Genomic DNA, 15706 nt, shown 5'->3' with positions numbered 1-15706 from the left:
CTCATATCATAGACAAGTATATCAAAGAACTGCAAGAACATTGAGAATACATTGAGACTTTTACCCTCTCAAACATAACTTCTTAAATATCAATTTACATTTGCCCCTGTCGACAAAAAACAGGGGTATGCGCAACCCCATTTATTAATGTTATAAATTCATATTGCTATGAATGAAAATTTAGAAATGAGGGTTTCCGCATTAGAGAAACATTTGTATGCTCTTAAAAAGATATTGTCTTTTGAAGAAGCAAGTAAGTTCCTTAACTTATCTAAGAGTTATTTATATCAACTCACATCAAAGGGTGTAATTCCGCATTATAAACCACAAGGTAAGATGATCTACTTTGAAAAAGAGCTATTGGAAGATTGGTTAAGGCAAAATCCTATCCGGACAAAACAAGAGTTGCAAAACGAAGCTGCTAATCGGATTATCTCATCCAAGAAGAAATAACTCTTTTTCGCTTGTCGGGAGGAGTGGTCTCCCCCCTTGCCGCTGGGCGATCCCCGACCGATGAGTTGTTGGTGTTCTGGTTTACTTGGTTCTGATGGTTTAGTCGGTATATCCACATAAGCCAAAGTCCTAAGTTTTGTGTATCAGTTCTTGAAGAATCCTGCTATTCCAATCGGATGCGAAGCCTTTATCGAAAGTGTGTGGCAAGGTTATGGAAATGTATACATTTCCTACCTTGCTCCGCCTTTGGCGGAGGGGAAAACCGCTCCCGTTGGTCGCAGTTTTGAAGAGAAGAAATAATTAAAATACAGTTGAAATTATGATAAAAGATTCATATAAAAATACAGCTAAAAGAAAGCTCAAAGATAAAGTTATCAGTGCCCGGTTTTCGGGTATTGAGTACATGGCTTTGAAGAAAAGGGCAAAAGATGCAGGGGTAAGCCTGAGTAAATTTGTCCGTTCAGTCTTACTGACTGGAAAAGTAGTCCAGCGTATCAGTAAATCCGATGCGGATATACTTCGTAAACTCTCGGGAGAAGCAAACAACTTGAATCAGTTGGCAAGGGTTGCCAATAGAGAAGGATTCAAGAATGTGGCTTCTGATGTGATTAACCTTCGGGGTATAATAGTCGGTATCATAAACCAACTCTCAAATGATTGGAAAAGTTATGAAAAGAGCAGCATTTAAAGGATGTGTCAATTATGTAATGAATAAGCAGGATGCTAAGCTAATTTCAGCCGATGGTGTATTGTTGGGGAATGTCAATAACATAGTCCAGAGTTTCAATGCTCAACGCCTCATAAAGCCTAATATTAAACATCCTGTCGGGCATATCTCGTTAAGTTATTCGCCTGATGATGAGAAGAGGTTGACAAATGGTGCTATGGTTACATTAGCCAAAGAATATATGGAAAATATGGGTATTAAAGACACTCAGTATATTTTAGTACGCCACTTTGACAACGGTAATCCCCACGTTCATTTGGTATATAACCGCATCGATAATAACGGCAAAGTTATCAGTGATAAAAACGACCGGTATAGGAATGAAGCGGTCTGTAAAAAGCTGAAAGATAAATACGGCTTGACCTATGGTAAAGGAAAGGATAAAGTAAAGCGACAAAAGCTGAGAGGTAAGGATAAAACCAAATATCAGGTTTACAATGCTGTAAAAGATGCTTTGTCTAAATCTACCAATTGGACTGACTTTGAAAAACTGTTGAAAGAAAAAGGAATTGTTCTTTCTTATAAGTGTAAAGGGCGAACAAATGAGATACAGGGTATTTCTTTTACTAAAGGAGAGGTAACATTTAAAGGCTCGGAAGTAGACCGCAGCTTCAGTTATTCGAAGATCAATACTAGATTGCAAGAGAACGCTCAAAATCAAAGGATGGTTGAACCTGTCAAGAATATATCAGAAGATAAGCCCCAGAATCTGGGTGCGAGCCTTCTGGGGTCATTGATTCATGGGATAAGCTCTTTATCCACATTTGAAGTTCATGGGGATAATTATGAAGACGAACAGTTTGCTAAAAGGATGCAGTATGAGCAAAATAAGAGGGATCGAAAACGAAAATTTAAAAACGGAATTTAATTATGAAAAATAATATAGATAACAATGAGGAGTTACAGATTGTAATGGAAGGTTTTGTTCAGACTATATCGGAAATTAGAGAGGATATTACTGTTATTAAGGAGAACACAAGTCCAAACAGTAATGATAATCCTACTGATTCGCCATTAACGGCAGACTTATTGAATAAGATAGCCGATACTGTTGACAATGCTAAAAAAGCGATTGATGAAGAGGATCTGAAAAAATTCATAAATATTATCATCAGTGTTACGACTCAGTTACAGGAAGAAGCTAATAAAGCTTCTGCCGAATTCCTGAACCAGAAGATTGCAGAGTTAAACGAACTTGTTAAAAAGCCGAGTATAGTGGAAAACAGATATTCGATTGATTTCAAGTCTAGTAAAACGTTTATTGCTCTTGTTATCTTAATCTTAGGTATTGGATGTTCATTGTATTACAATTATGACCAGTTACAGGAAAACAAGAGATTGAAGCATAATGATATTAAATACAGGTATATACAGATGAGAGGAGGTGTCTCTCAGGAGCATTTACTTTATTTGAACAAATCCTACGCTGAAAGATCTCAATACCGTGATAGTATACAGAGGAAAGTGATTGATTTTGAAGCTACAATCAGAAGGAAAGTGTATAATCAAACGATAAAGGAACAAAATGAGAAGGAGGAACAGCTGATTAATAAAAAGTTAGAAAAATTGACAAAATAGATTTGCCATAAGCAATGTAATTTGTAAATAAAGGGTGTGTCTTTTAACTTAGTTTTGACAGAGTCCATAATATTGTGTAAATGAAAACTACAGGTTTCAACCTGTAGTTTTCATTTACACAATATTTCGGATAGTCCTTTTTTTGTCACCCCTCTTTATTCATTTTATAGGAAAATGTTAGGACTTGTTTTATTTTAGTTTTAGGCCCAATTGCTAAAAAAATAATGAATAGCATAAGCTTCTTTTACGCATTCCTCGAATTCTTTATTTCTAACACCATATCTAAATTCTTCTGCCTCATTACCTGTAAAAGGCGATACATAGACCGCCGGTATGAGATAGACATCTTCCTTTTCTTGATCTGTTAATGTATCATAGAGACGAATTAAGGCGTATGGACCAGTAGTATTAAATACAGCCATGCTTTTAGAAGCATATTTAGCGTCAGTCAAAAGAGTTCTAGAAAATACATATTTTACTATTCTTTCCATAAACGGATGCTCTGGAGTGCTAAGCATTAATGCATTGTTGAAGATGCGAAAATGGTTAGATATAAAATCTTTTTCTAAAGAGAAACAACACGTTTTGTCTTTAAGGAGAGTGTTCATCGGTTTTATAGACTCATAATCAAAATCTACATACATCCCTCCAATTTTATTTAGAATAAGGTAACGTATAGCATCCCATCGTTGTATATCATATTGGTATTTATTATATACGTACCAATATTGAGGATAATATTTTTTCACAAAATCATTCATGCGTTTATTATCCCAGAATTCGTATTTCCAATCTGGATAATCACGTTTCCATGTATCTCCTAATCGTTTAAAATTTTCTGGCAAAGGATCACTTATTCCTGACCAGATTTGATGAATAACTTGAGGTACTTTCATGATATTTTAATTTAATAAGATTGAACTGCATTTTTACTTAGCTAATAAATAAAGATAATATCCCAAAGTTTTTTATCTTCACCTTTAAGTTTTGCATTAAATACGTCAGGAAGCTTTTCTTCATTATTATTGTATAGATACAATATTTTAAAAGATTCATCAATAGAATCTACTCGAAACGTTATTGACTTATTTTCTATATTTAATATAATTGAATCTTGGTGATTTATTTGTTTTGGTTTTATTGGTATTTGCATAATTCCTAAATATGAAGCCATATTTGTCTTTACAACTTCAATATTTACATTTTGACTAACTGGAATTTTTTTCGAAATGACAATTGCTATTAAAATTAGAAAAACTAAAATAATAGATATACCATAACGTATCAAGAAATTTTTTTTTTGATTTGTATTACTCATTATTTAGCCAATTCTAATTGATTAAAAACTAATTTATAATATACTTCTTTTTTTCGAATTAATTGCTCGTGGTTACCTACTTCAGTTATAATCCCATTTTTTAAGACTACAATTTGATCTGCATTCTTGACAGTACTTAATCTATGTGCTATAATAACAACAGTCCTTCCCTTAAAGAAATGCTCTAAATTTTGGACAATTATACTTTCATTATCAGCATCTAGAGAACTTGTCGCTTCGTCCAGAAATAAATACTGAGGTTTTTTGTAAACAGCCCTTGCTATCATAATACGTTGCTTTTCCCCACCACTGATGCCTAGACCTGATTTGCCTATTTTTGTATATAATTTCAAGGGCTTATTTTCTATAAATTCCTGTAAATTAGAAATTTCAATAGCTTCCTTTAATCTATTTTCATCAATAGGATCAGCTCCTAAAACAATATTTCTCAAAATAGTTTCAGAAAAAATATAGCTTTCCTGCATAACTATACCACATCTTTTCCTCCATTCATCAGATGAGAAATTATTTATGTCATAATTATCTATAAGTATTTCTCCATCTGTCTGTTGATAATATTTAAGTAGTAATTTAAGCAAGGTCGTTTTTCCACTACCACTTTCTCCTACAATAGCGGTAACTTTTCCTTTAGGAATTAATAAATTTATATTATTTAAAACCATTTTATCCGAAAATGGACCATACCGAAAATAGACGTCCTCCAATTTTATGTTGGAAACAGAATCTGGTATTTTTTGATATTCGACCTTATTGTCCTCATTTTCTAAAATATGGATCTCTCCGGCTCTTTCCAAACTAATTTTTGAATCTTGAAAATTTCTTACAAATCCGATTAATTGTTCCAGCGGAGAGTTCATTTGACCAATAATATATGTGATACTCATCATCATACCTAAAGTAATATGTCCCTGCACAACAGAAACAGCAACAAGAAAAGTTACTGTTATATTTCGAACCTGATTTATCAATGAATACCCTGCCGATTGTACTTGATTTACCTTTAAAGAATCAATATCAGCTTTATATTGTTTCTCTTGTATATCTTTCCATTCTTTTGCTTTATAATCCTGAAAATTATTAAGTTTAATTTCAGGCATTCCATTTATAATCTCTAATATGGAATTCTGATTTTCAGTTCTTACTTTAAATAGTTTGTAATCAACAACCTTTCTTTTCTTCAAAAAATAAAGCATCCACAGTATACTAATAACTGTAAAGCATGTATAAACTATTAAAACTTTTAGACTATAGAGACCAATAATGACAAAAAAAACAGAGAAAGATAATAGGGAGAAAACAGTCAGAAGAGTATCTGAGGTTGCGAAAGATTGTAATCTAGAATGATCCGCAATCCTTTGATGAAAATCTCCCGTAGACTTAGTATCGAAGAATTTCATAGGTAGGCGCATTATTTTTTCTAGGAAATCAGAGACTATATCAATATTAATCCTAGTACCCAAATAAAGGACAATCCAATTTCTCAAAAGAATAATAGCATAACTTCCCAGAAACAAACATAGCTGAGATATCGCTATAATTAATATGATACCTATATCAAGTTCCCCAATTCCTTTATCAACCATTGCTTGAGTCAAAAAAGGCATTATTAGTGAAACAATAACTCCGGCTAATAACCCCAAGCTTAGCTGAAACATCTCATTTTTGAAAGGAAGTAGATATTTTAATAAAAATTTCTTTATAGAATCATTCTCTGGAGGAGGTATCATTTGATAGAATAAATCAGTAGGAGTGGGAATTAAAATCACTCCTTGCCCCCCATGACTCCATTCTTTACAAAACTCTTCTTCAGATAACTTGTATTTGGAATAAGCAGGATCTGCAATCCAATAATGTTTATTTTTAGTTATTTTATAAAGAACGACAAAGTGGTTCTGATGCCAATGCAAAATTACGGGAAGCTTGAACTCACACAATCTTTCTAGGGGCAGTTTGAAACTATTTACGGTCATACCTATTGCTTCTAGACCATCTCGTATTCCGGCAATTGAGACTCCCTCTGACGATAGAAAAGATAAATTCCGAAGATAGTTTAATGAATATTTTTTACCATAATATGCTGCTATCATACGAATACAAGCGGGACCGCAGTCTATACTATCCAATTGTCGTGAAAAATTCATACCCTTAAGTTAATGTAATCCTATTATTACTTATTATCTGAATCCTACTTTGAATTATATCTAATTTATCATCTTCACCTATGTTACCAGGGCATATATACAGAGACTGATTAATTTTTTTTTGAGAGCATACACTACAAATTGGCAAAATAGAGCAATCTTTACATATTGGATTAGAAAACCTAGAGTTCATTCTACCTTGATAATATTTATTATATGTTATTGTTCCATCTTCGTTTAGTATCCCTTCTCGCTTAGCTTGAATAAAATCTTGAGATGTACACTTATATACATCTCCATTATAATTTACGACTATACTATCCCCTCTATCTGCATAACAAGATGTTCCCAAGCCTCCATTCTCACTGTTTCCATCATGTTTCATTCCAAATGTGTCTAAAGCGAATCTTATCTTTTTTAATATTGGTGAGGTTTTTAGCCCCCCATCATGCGTTTGCCAAACAGGTTGAAAACTAAAATGAAATGAATCATAATATTTCTTATCCAAATCTTTAAATTCATCTATAAGATCTATAAAACAGTTAAGGTTATCAATATTGTAATTACATCGTATATTAACATGCAAACCTTTTTTTATTGCATATTTAATGTTTTTCAGAGTGATATCGTAAGTCCCTTTACCATTAGACATTTTTTTTATCGCATCATGCAAACTCTTATTTCCATCAAATGGAACTTGAATATATCCTATGACGTCTAATGAAGACAAATAATCTACAATATTAGATGTAAGTAAAACTGCATTTGTTGTGAATCCAATATTCAATTTGGTTTCAGAGCCATTACATAATTCTTGAGCAAAGTTAATCAAAGGTTTTACCGTTTTATTGAATTTTAACAATGGCTCCCCTCCAAAAAAAGAAATAGCCAAAGTCTTTAATTGTAAAGTTTTAATTTTATTCTCTAACAATTTCTTTATTGAATCCATTGTCTTATCATCAACATGACTGTTTTTCTGATGTGTTTCATAACAATACCAACAACGTAAATTACAATCAAGAGTTGGATTTATAGTTAATCTAAAATACACATCAGAATCTAATTGTTTCTCCCTATCTTGTATTGTTATTTCAACTTCATCTTTATAATTATCTATTATAAAAGAATTAGTTATAAGGCAGGTATGGAAATCAGGATGAAGTAATTTAATCCTATCTAAATTATTTTGAGAAATAATTGTATGAAGTTCTTTTGTAAGAATTAAAATTTTGTCAGTTCTACAATTATATAATATATATTTTTCATCTCCTGCTTTTATAGTTGAATTATATTTACTCCATTTCATGATATTAACTTTATTTTTTCAATAAGTGAAATACCCTCATTTGAGGGTATTTCACTTCACTGTTAATAGTAAGACATATTACTCTTAGCACTTCCACAATTATCGCATTTGCAATTGTCATTATTGCTAAGGCTACTATTGCTACAATTGTCATTGTTACTACCCCATCTAGGTTTGATCAGATCCGTTTCCACAACTCCATATCCACCTTTAAACGAGTTTTCTTCATCTGAAGTTAGAGGAGTTATATCCTCATTAACTTTTAATACTTTTTTCTCTTCCATGATTAAAAAAATAATATTATCTCTACTCTTTATAGGATTTTCGAGTTACTCCCTTGATTGATGTACATCTATTTAATTATCTTTATACTCATAATAATCTTGTATACTCTTGCTTTGCTTAGTTGTTACTTTTCTGCCTCCATTAAAGTTATAAATGACTTTAATCATAAATCCGGTTTCATTTGTTGTATAGTGCCTTTTTGACCATATATCAAGAGTATTTGTAATCCTTCTTCTATTATGTCGATACAGTGTAAAGTTTAAATTCAACAATAATTTATTATCCAATAAATATTTATATATTTTCCCATTTATACCATGTACTGTTTTATATATTCTATCCTGTGTTTTATAAGTCGGTTCTAAATAGTAAGAGAGATTCCCACCCCAGCCATTGTCAAAGTCCATATTATTATTAATCGCTAAATAAGGTTTCCAACTTGATGAATTTATATCTACTCCTTCATATTTTAGCCATTGTATTCGTCCAATAGCTTTTAAACTCCACCATTTTGCTATTTTAAAGGTTCTATCCAGAGACAAGGCTTGCATATAATTCTTACCATCATTAACAGGCATAGTATAGGTTACTAATGGGTCCTTTTCGTCTTGGAAGGTTTTAAAGAACAAAACATCTTTACTAAATCCGAATAGATAATTAATATTCCATTGACCATTAATCGCTCCTCCTAACATAATAAGGTGATAATTTACAGGTTTTATATCTAGATTACCTTTAGTATATAAATATTCATTATTATAGATTACCACAGGCGTGATCGCGCTATATGGAATTGGATCCATAGCTTTTTGATAGAAAAGGCTTATTGAGTTCCCTTTTTGTTCATTAATATTATACATTAAGTTAAGCGTAGGATATATGCCCCAATAATTTTTAGAATTCTGTTTGCTTATTTTTACAGAATTGTATTCAATTTTGTTTTCCTGTATTCTAATACCCACTTTGTAAGTAATTTTTTTTGTAATCATCGATGAAAAAGAAGCAAAACCTGCATAATTCTGTCCTTTCAGCTTATAATTATCACTAAGATCAAGATCAGACACCCAAATGTTATTTTCCCATTTTTTATAGTCTAAAAACTGTTTTGAATTATTCAAACTATAATTAAGACCAATATCTAGTTGCGATTTATCACTTATTCTTTGCTCCAACCTAGTATCTATTTCTAGCATATCAGTTCTATCATCTAATCGATCACTAGTATTCTCTTCATACCCATTATCTTTATCCAGATTGTATAAATAGCTGTTACCTCGTATCCTTTTATTATTGTATCTTAAATAGTCAATGATAAATTTTATTTTTGAACCCTTATCATCTAATATCCAATCATAATTTAAGGCCGCCTGATATTGCCTAGTTCTTAACTTTTCTTCTATTATCGATTCAGATCTGTCTATCCTTTCACCAACATTGTTTTTAACCGTAGACTCTGATCTATTGATAGGCTCTCCGTTAGTTATTCCCAATCTAAAATTACCACCTATGCTATGTCTGTTAGTAATATCATAGGTTAAACTCAATCTATCAGAGAAAGAATTTGTCCAACCTTTACCATCGGTCTGCATATCAATATACTTATTTATCTCTTTGTAATGGGAGTAAATATTATATTGACTAATATTTTTTAAATGTCCAAAATATGTGTAATTATATATACTCAGATTTTTATTCCTGTAATTCAATGATGCATTTATATTATCTGAATAATGTCCCCCTTTGAAATGTACAGAAAAATCGCTCGAAACAGATCCATAATATCCTCCATTAGACATCTTCTTCAATTTGATATTAATGATCCCTCCCATACTCGAAGCACTCTCTTCACTACCACTCATATGTACAATTTCGACTTTATCAATATTTTCAGCCTGAATTGCATCTAACTCATTTCTATCCCTTAGTTTTCGTCCATCAACATAAATTTCGGAAACATCTCGGCCATTAATTTTTAAGGAATTTTCTTCATTGGTAACACCAGGTAACAATGTAAGTACCTCTTTTGTATTATTTCCTTTTGTTATCGGGTTTCCTTGTAAGAATACTACGTATCTATCATTTTTTTGTTGAATAACATTAGCCGTAACTGTAACAGCATCTAATCCAACCACATTTTCCTCCATTAGAATGGAATCAAGTATTGTATTTTCTTGTACTTCGATATTAACGTATTTGCGTTTATACAATAAATGGGTAACAGATAGTATGTATCTTCCGGATGGAATATTTTCAATTCTAAATTGACCTTTTTCGTTGCTAATATTTCCTTTAACGTACAAAGAATCAACCTCAGAAAGAATTGTAACTGTTGCGTAATCTACTGCTCTTTTTGATGTATCAAACAATACACCTTCTAAACAAAAATTCTTGATTTGTTGACTATGTAACAAAGGAACAATGAGTAGAAGCAAGATAAGAAATAATACTCTCATTATAAATACGTTATTTTTCACAGACTTGTTTTTATTATTAAATTAAGGATGTCAATTACATAATTGATGCAAAATAAAATTCAGGAAACAATTTAATATTTTTCCCTGTTGCTATATTAAATAGGATATTGGTACACATCCCTGCCACAATCCAAGAGGCAACAGCCAATTGTGGGGGAGATAATTCTCTATTTTCTAGTGAATAAGCCTCAAGCACTTCTTCCAACCATTTTTTTCGATTATTCAAGTGTTTCAAATGTGTTATTACATAGGAGACAAAATATGCCTCAAATCCTTCACATGTATCATAAAATGTATTTAACTTCAAGCTTTCTCTATTTATGATAAATACACAACCTGCCCACCCTAAATTATAAGGATGTAATATTGGAATATTGTGACTTAGGCATACATCGTCAAAAAGAAAAGGAACATTCGATGTAAAATCAAGAGCATTAATCGCAATATCATATGCATCTAATGATACATAATCTTCAAGATTTTCCTCTGTCAGAAATATTGAATGATATGTTATATTAGCATTTTGATTTATCGCTTTTAATCTGTTATATATTGACTTAGTTTTCAACTCATCTATGTCAGACATTAAATAATTCTGTCTATTTAAGTTAGACTCCTCTACACAATCTCCATCAATAACACATATATTCTCAAAACCAAGCCTTAATGCACATTCTACTATTCCACTCCCCAAACCTACTCCTCCAACAAGAATTCGGTAGTTTCGTATTCTTTCTTGTTCCTCATCTGAAATATAGATTCTGTTTCTGCTATATAAAGATACCTTTGTTGTTTCCATAGAAAAGGTTTTAAATTTCTTGATATATTATAGACAGGAATTGTTTCAGAACCAATATGATTTTTAGACTCTCCTGCTTGAAGCATATATATACCTAGCAATCTTATTTTCTCATATAATTTACGATCACACTCTGCAAACATTATTGATTCATTAGAACAGATATGAAATAACGCTTGTACCAATAATATTTTTAAAATAACAGAACTAGCCTTCCCTAAAGAAAAAGAGTCAATAGCTAAACAACCAATATGCCAGATATTCGGCGTTTTAGTTTCTTTCTCTTGAATATTGTCAATATTAATATCAAATACTGCTTGTATTGGTAAAACATATTTTTTAGTCCATCTTAAAGTTCTAATAGTTCCTATTATATTTCCTTGATTATTTCTTATTCCATAAAAAAATGAATCTTGAAGCCAGCATTTTTCTCTCTCATATAACTCTTCAATTTCCCTTTTTATAGTTGTAGGATAATACCCCAAATGAGATTTATAATTTGTTTCAATTATAAAATTTGAAGCCTCCTTTAAACTTGCATTGGAAAACCTCCATAAAGAAAAATTCTCAAATTGACGTATTAAGCACTCCATGATAAAAACTTTAAATTGTTATTTATTAGAAACTTACAGAATAAAGTTTGAAGTAGATGATTAGCGACCAATCACAAATACAGCCGTAATAATATGAAAATCAAATTTTAAACACACAGAAAACATTTGAGAATCACTAAAAAACGAGCATTTATTGAATATGAGTTCTGTTTTATTTATGTATACAAAAATATTTTATTAAATAATAACTACCTTTACCCTTTTGGGTAGTTTTTCTTTTTTTACTAAAAATACTATAATCCATCTTTACATATCTATTTAAAATGAAGAATTTATGTTATTCAATTTAGACGATTTTTTTGAAGGGGTTACTGATGAAGAATGCAATGGTACTATTGATTATAAAATATCACAACTACTCATTGATACCCTAGATGCAATGAGTAGAGTATCAGGGGAAAGCCTATATGTTATTAACTATTTAAGTAGAGGATTCTTATACGTTTCTCAAAATCCTTTATTTTTAAATGGTTATTTAAGAGAAGATGTGTTAAAAATGGGATATTCATTTTATGAAAAAAACTTACCCCAAGAAGATATAGATATGTTACTTGAAATAAATAAAAAAGGATTTGCTTTCTTTTATCAACAACCAATAGAAGACAGACTTAAATTTACAATTTCATATGACTTTAGATTACTTCAAAAGAACAAATCAACAACAATGATTAATCATAAATTAACACCTATATTGCTAACACCAAAAGGTAATATATGGCTAGCTCTATGTTCTGTAATGCTATCTACAGAAAAAAAATCTGGAAACGTATATATTAATAAATCTGGGGTTCTACATAGACTAAGATATTCCTTTGAAGGAAAAAGATGGAGATCGACCGAAGTTGTTTCCCTATCAAAGATAGAAAACGTTATACTTAAGCTTTCTGCACAAGGTTTATCAAATAAACAAATAGCTGAAACAATTTATCTTAATATAAATACAATTAAATTTCATAAGAAAAATATTTATCAAAAACTTAATGTAAAAAATATTACAGAAGCTATCGTATTTGCTCATAATAATTATATAATATAAGCTCATTTTTCTATAACCGGGGATTACTCTAATTTTATTATATCGGTCTACTCTTCAACTATATAGGCTATTCAAAGATAATTATTTATTGAAACTGTAGTAAGGAATTATATTGAAGCCTGTCTTCTATGCTGTATCCTTCAATATACGAACCTGTTACTGATTTATTAGAGTGTCCCAAAGCAAAACCAATATAAGATTCAGGGACTCTGTTATGAGCCAATATTGTCCCATAGGAATGCCGAGCCGCATGAGTAATAACAGGAGAAACGGTAACTAGCGAAACACAGCGAATAAAACGTAACTCGTTTATAATTAAATGAATTGCTCTAATTTGCTGTTTTGTTAAAAAGCAGGATATTGCCAAATACAGCAGTATTTGAATTACCAATCCGTTACCTCAATAATTACCGAATCGGAATAGGTAACTCGTAGTTGATTGGAGAAATATAGTTAGGGTTCGTATGTTCTGATTCACAGCATTTTGCGTAACAAAGAGCACTTATATAATCGGTAACTTTGCCTTCCGGCAAAGCCCACAAAATTATAAGTGTATGAAACAAGAAAAATTCAAGGTTTTACTTTACCTGAAAAAAAGCAGTCCTGATAAATTAGGCAAAACTCCCATCATGGGAAGAATCACTATCGGAAGGTCCATGTCCCAATTCAGCCTGAAACTTTCCTGTACTCCCGGGTTGTGGAATCCCCGCGAAAGTCGTCTGGATGGTAAAAGCCGTGAAGCAGTAGTAACCAATGCAAAAATAGAGAAACTATTGCTTGCTGTGCATTCGGCTTATGATACACTCATAGAACGTAACCAATCTTTCGATGCCGAATCAGTCAAAAATCTGTTTCAGGGAAGTATGGGAGCACAAACAACCCTGCTTGCACTTCTTGACAGGCATATGCAAGGGCTACGAGCACGTATCGGAATAGATGTTGCCCCGACCACCTTAAGCGGTTATGTGTACACCCACCGTTCATTAGGCAAATTCATCAAAAAGAAGTTCAAGACCAAAGATATCGCTTTCGGGCAGTTGAACGAGCTGTTCATCCGGGAGTATCAGGACTTCGTTCTTCTGGAACAGGGCTATTCAATGGATACCGTTCGCCACTATCTGGCTATCCTGAAAAAGATGTGTAAGATTGCTTTCAAAGAAGGCATTTCCGAGAAACTGCATTTTGCCCATTACAAACTACCCAAACAAAAAGAAGCCACTCCCAAAGCATTAAGCAGGGAAAGTTTTGAAAAAATCCGTGACTTGGAGATTGCTCCCAACCGTCATTCGCATCTGCTTACCCGTGATTTATTTCTCTTCGCTTGCTATACCGGTACTTCTTATGCGGATATAGTCCGCATAACAGAAGAAAATCTGTTCACCGACGAAGAAAATAACCTTTGGCTTAAATACCGCAGAAAGAAAACAGACTTTCAGGCTCGTGTCAAATTATTGCCCGAAGCCATCACTCTGCTTGAAAAATATAAAGACGAGGACAGAGAAACATTGTTCCCGATACAATCAGCAGAAGTGGTACAATTAAATATGCGGGGATTACGTGTTATGGCAGATATAAAGCAGCCAATCTCCTATCATTCAGGAAGACATAGCTTTGCCAGTTTAATTACGCTCGAAGAGGGAGTCCCGATAGAAACAATCAGTAGGATGCTCGGGCACAGCAACATCAAAACGACTCAGGTCTATGCCCGTGTTACTCCTAAAAAGCTTTTCGAGGATATGGATAAATTTATTGAAGTAACCAGAGATTTACAATTAGTTCTATAAAGTCAAGGTCGCTCTTTTTATTATCGGTTAAGGATTTTATTTATTGATAGATCTGTTTGAATACATATCATTAAATGCTTTTCTTACTTGTATCAAAACAAAATCATTCAAAAATATATAATTATGAGATCAACATTCAAAATATTGTTTTACATCAATAAAAACAAAATTAAGGCAGATGGCACAACACCTATTCTGTGCCGGATCAGTATAGACGGCAAACAAACAGTCATAACCACAGGTATCTATTGCAGTCCTGAAGATTGGAATACAAGGAAAGGAACCATTAAAATAGAAAGGGAAAATAATAAGCTTATAACCTATCGTAACCGTATCGAGAACACCTACAATCATATATTGAGAGAACAGGGAGTTATCAGCGCAGAGCTATTAAAAAACACTATCATTGGGGTTAACTCTATCCCAACCATGCTCTTACAGGCAGGAGACGTGGAACGTGAACGCCTGCGACTTCGCTCCATCGAAATAAACTCCACAACCAGCTACCGACAATCGGGAATATCACAACGGAACCTGAAAGAGTTCCTATGCTCCAGAGGGATGAAGGATATTGCCTTCTCTGATATTACCGAAGAGTTTGGCGAATCATTCAAACTCTATTTGAAAACCATAGGAGAACGCAAATCGGGTTATATCAATAAATGTATCACCTGGCTCAACAGGCTTATTTATATTGCCATCGATCAGGAAGTATTAAGAAGTAATCCGTTGGAAGAGGTGAGGTATGAAAAGAAAGAACCACCCAAGCACAAACACATAAGCAAAGATGATTTTAAACGGCTGCTGGAAACACCCATGCCCGAAGAACGGTTGGAGCTGGTGCGCAGGGCTTTTATCTTCTCAACATTGACCGGATTAGCTTATGTAGATATATACGGATTGTATCCGCACCATATAGGTAAAACGGCAGAAGGTAGGCTTTATATCCGAAAACGCAGGGTAAAGACCAATGTCGAGGCATTTATACCCCTGCATCCGATAGCGGAGCAAATTCTTATGTTATACAATACCACAGATGAAAGTAGTCCCGTGTTTCCGTTACCTGTCCGTGATAAAATCTGGTACGAGATAAACCAGATAGGAACATTAATAGACCTGAAAGAGAATCTCTCCTACCATCAAAGCCGACATAGTTTCGGGACTTTGTTG

General features: G+C 32.7%; 15 protein-coding genes. 8 read left to right on the top strand and 7 right to left on the bottom strand.

Going from position 1 to position 15706, the window contains the following annotated elements:
• The first annotated feature begins 168 nt into the window (after window positions 1–168).
• From BGO84_RS06970 to BGO84_RS06950, 5 genes are all read left to right on the top strand, one after another.
• Entirely contained in the window at window positions 169–453 is a 285-nt protein-coding gene (locus tag BGO84_RS06970; protein ID WP_135105904.1) for a helix-turn-helix domain-containing protein, read from the top strand.
• Window positions 454–591: 138 nt separating this feature from the next.
• Window positions 592–753, top strand: coding sequence for a hypothetical protein (locus BGO84_RS06965; protein ID WP_283687547.1), 162 nt, complete (start codon window positions 592–594; stop codon window positions 751–753).
• A gap of 19 nt (window positions 754–772) precedes the next feature.
• Window positions 773–1141 carry a plasmid mobilization relaxosome protein MobC gene (gene mobC / locus BGO84_RS06960; protein ID WP_135105906.1) on the top strand — a complete coding sequence of 123 codons (369 nt, stop codon included), beginning with the start codon at window positions 773–775 and terminating at the stop codon, window positions 1139–1141.
• Window positions 1107–2048 carry a relaxase/mobilization nuclease domain-containing protein gene (locus BGO84_RS06955; protein WP_283687546.1) on the top strand — a complete coding sequence of 314 codons (942 nt, stop codon included), beginning with the start codon at window positions 1107–1109 and terminating at the stop codon, window positions 2046–2048. Before mobC ends, BGO84_RS06955 begins: the two co-directional genes overlap by 35 nt.
• Window positions 2049–2050: 2 nt before the next feature.
• Window positions 2051–2758 (top strand): hypothetical protein, encoded by a 708-nt coding sequence (locus tag BGO84_RS06950; RefSeq protein ID WP_283687545.1) that lies wholly within the window; start codon window positions 2051–2053, stop codon window positions 2756–2758.
• Window positions 2759–2958: 200 nt separating this feature from the next.
• Here the strand turns inward: BGO84_RS06950 and BGO84_RS06945 are convergent, their stop codons facing one another.
• The 7 genes from BGO84_RS06945 to BGO84_RS06915 form a co-directional block, all read right to left on the bottom strand.
• Complete coding sequence (locus BGO84_RS06945; protein ID WP_283687544.1) at window positions 2959–3654, bottom strand: glycosyltransferase; 696 nt, start codon at window positions 3652–3654, stop codon at window positions 2959–2961.
• Window positions 3655–3695: 41 nt separating this feature from the next.
• Entirely contained in the window at window positions 3696–4076 is a 381-nt protein-coding gene (locus BGO84_RS06940; protein ID WP_283687543.1) for a hypothetical protein, read from the bottom strand.
• Window positions 4076–6238 (bottom strand): peptidase domain-containing ABC transporter, encoded by a 2163-nt coding sequence (locus BGO84_RS06935; RefSeq protein ID WP_283687542.1) that lies wholly within the window; start codon window positions 6236–6238, stop codon window positions 4076–4078. Before BGO84_RS06935 ends, BGO84_RS06940 begins: the two co-directional genes overlap by 1 nt.
• 4 nt (window positions 6239–6242) lie before the next feature.
• The gene (locus tag BGO84_RS06930; RefSeq protein WP_291028611.1) at window positions 6243–7544 is read right to left on the bottom strand and encodes a radical SAM protein; all 1302 of its coding nucleotides are present in this window, start codon (window positions 7542–7544) and stop codon (window positions 6243–6245) included.
• 356 nt (window positions 7545–7900) lie between these two features.
• Entirely contained in the window at window positions 7901–10303 is a 2403-nt protein-coding gene (locus tag BGO84_RS06925; RefSeq protein WP_283687540.1) for an outer membrane beta-barrel protein, read from the bottom strand.
• Window positions 10304–10337: 34 nt separating this feature from the next.
• Entirely contained in the window at window positions 10338–11102 is a 765-nt protein-coding gene (locus BGO84_RS06920) for a ThiF family adenylyltransferase (protein ID WP_283687539.1), read from the bottom strand.
• Window positions 11000–11695: a hypothetical protein gene (locus BGO84_RS06915; protein ID WP_283687538.1), complete on the bottom strand. Its 696-nt coding sequence runs from the start codon at window positions 11693–11695 to the stop codon at window positions 11000–11002. The genes BGO84_RS06920 and BGO84_RS06915 overlap by 103 nt, the downstream gene beginning before the upstream one ends.
• Before the next feature lie 295 nt (window positions 11696–11990).
• Here BGO84_RS06915 and BGO84_RS06910 point away from each other — a divergent pair, with 295 nt between their 5' ends.
• From BGO84_RS06910 to BGO84_RS06900, 3 genes are all read left to right on the top strand, one after another.
• Complete coding sequence (locus BGO84_RS06910) at window positions 11991–12752, top strand: response regulator transcription factor (protein ID WP_283687537.1); 762 nt, start codon at window positions 11991–11993, stop codon at window positions 12750–12752.
• Window positions 12753–13306: 554 nt separating this feature from the next.
• Complete coding sequence (locus BGO84_RS06905) at window positions 13307–14536, top strand: site-specific integrase (protein ID WP_291028610.1); 1230 nt, start codon at window positions 13307–13309, stop codon at window positions 14534–14536.
• Between the two features lie 123 nt (window positions 14537–14659).
• On the top strand, window positions 14660–15706 hold a 1047-nt coding region (locus BGO84_RS06900; RefSeq protein WP_291028609.1), incomplete at its 3' end, for a site-specific integrase.

The organism is Dysgonomonas sp. 37-18 (assembly GCF_001899125.1).
Lineage (GTDB): Bacteria > Bacteroidota > Bacteroidia > Bacteroidales > Dysgonomonadaceae > Dysgonomonas.
The sequence above is the reverse complement of the archived record's forward strand: the minus strand, read 5'-3'. Positions and strand labels throughout refer to the sequence as shown.

Excerpts from the sequence above, each read along its gene's own strand:
- BGO84_RS06970 (WP_135105904.1), top strand. The coding sequence starts at position 169 with ATGAATGAAAATTTAGAAATGAGGGTTTCCGCATTAGAGAAACATTTG.
- mobC (WP_135105906.1), top strand. The coding sequence starts at position 773 with ATGATAAAAGATTCATATAAAAATACAGCTAAAAGAAAGCTCAAAGAT.
- BGO84_RS06955 (WP_283687546.1), top strand. The coding sequence starts at position 1,107 with ATGATTGGAAAAGTTATGAAAAGAGCAGCATTTAAAGGATGTGTCAAT.
- BGO84_RS06950 (WP_283687545.1), top strand. The coding sequence starts at position 2,051 with ATGAAAAATAATATAGATAACAATGAGGAGTTACAGATTGTAATGGAA.
- BGO84_RS06945 (WP_283687544.1), bottom strand. The coding sequence starts at position 3,654 with ATGAAAGTACCTCAAGTTATTCATCAAATCTGGTCAGGAATAAGTGAT.
- BGO84_RS06940 (WP_283687543.1), bottom strand. The coding sequence starts at position 4,076 with ATGAGTAATACAAATCAAAAAAAAAATTTCTTGATACGTTATGGTATA.
- BGO84_RS06935 (WP_283687542.1), bottom strand. The coding sequence starts at position 6,238 with ATGAATTTTTCACGACAATTGGATAGTATAGACTGCGGTCCCGCTTGT.
- BGO84_RS06930 (WP_291028611.1), bottom strand. The coding sequence starts at position 7,544 with ATGAAATGGAGTAAATATAATTCAACTATAAAAGCAGGAGATGAAAAA.
- BGO84_RS06920 (WP_283687539.1), bottom strand. The coding sequence starts at position 11,102 with ATGGAAACAACAAAGGTATCTTTATATAGCAGAAACAGAATCTATATT.
- BGO84_RS06915 (WP_283687538.1), bottom strand. The coding sequence starts at position 11,695 with ATGGAGTGCTTAATACGTCAATTTGAGAATTTTTCTTTATGGAGGTTT.
- BGO84_RS06910 (WP_283687537.1), top strand. The coding sequence starts at position 11,991 with ATGTTATTCAATTTAGACGATTTTTTTGAAGGGGTTACTGATGAAGAA.
- BGO84_RS06905 (WP_291028610.1), top strand. The coding sequence starts at position 13,307 with ATGAAACAAGAAAAATTCAAGGTTTTACTTTACCTGAAAAAAAGCAGT.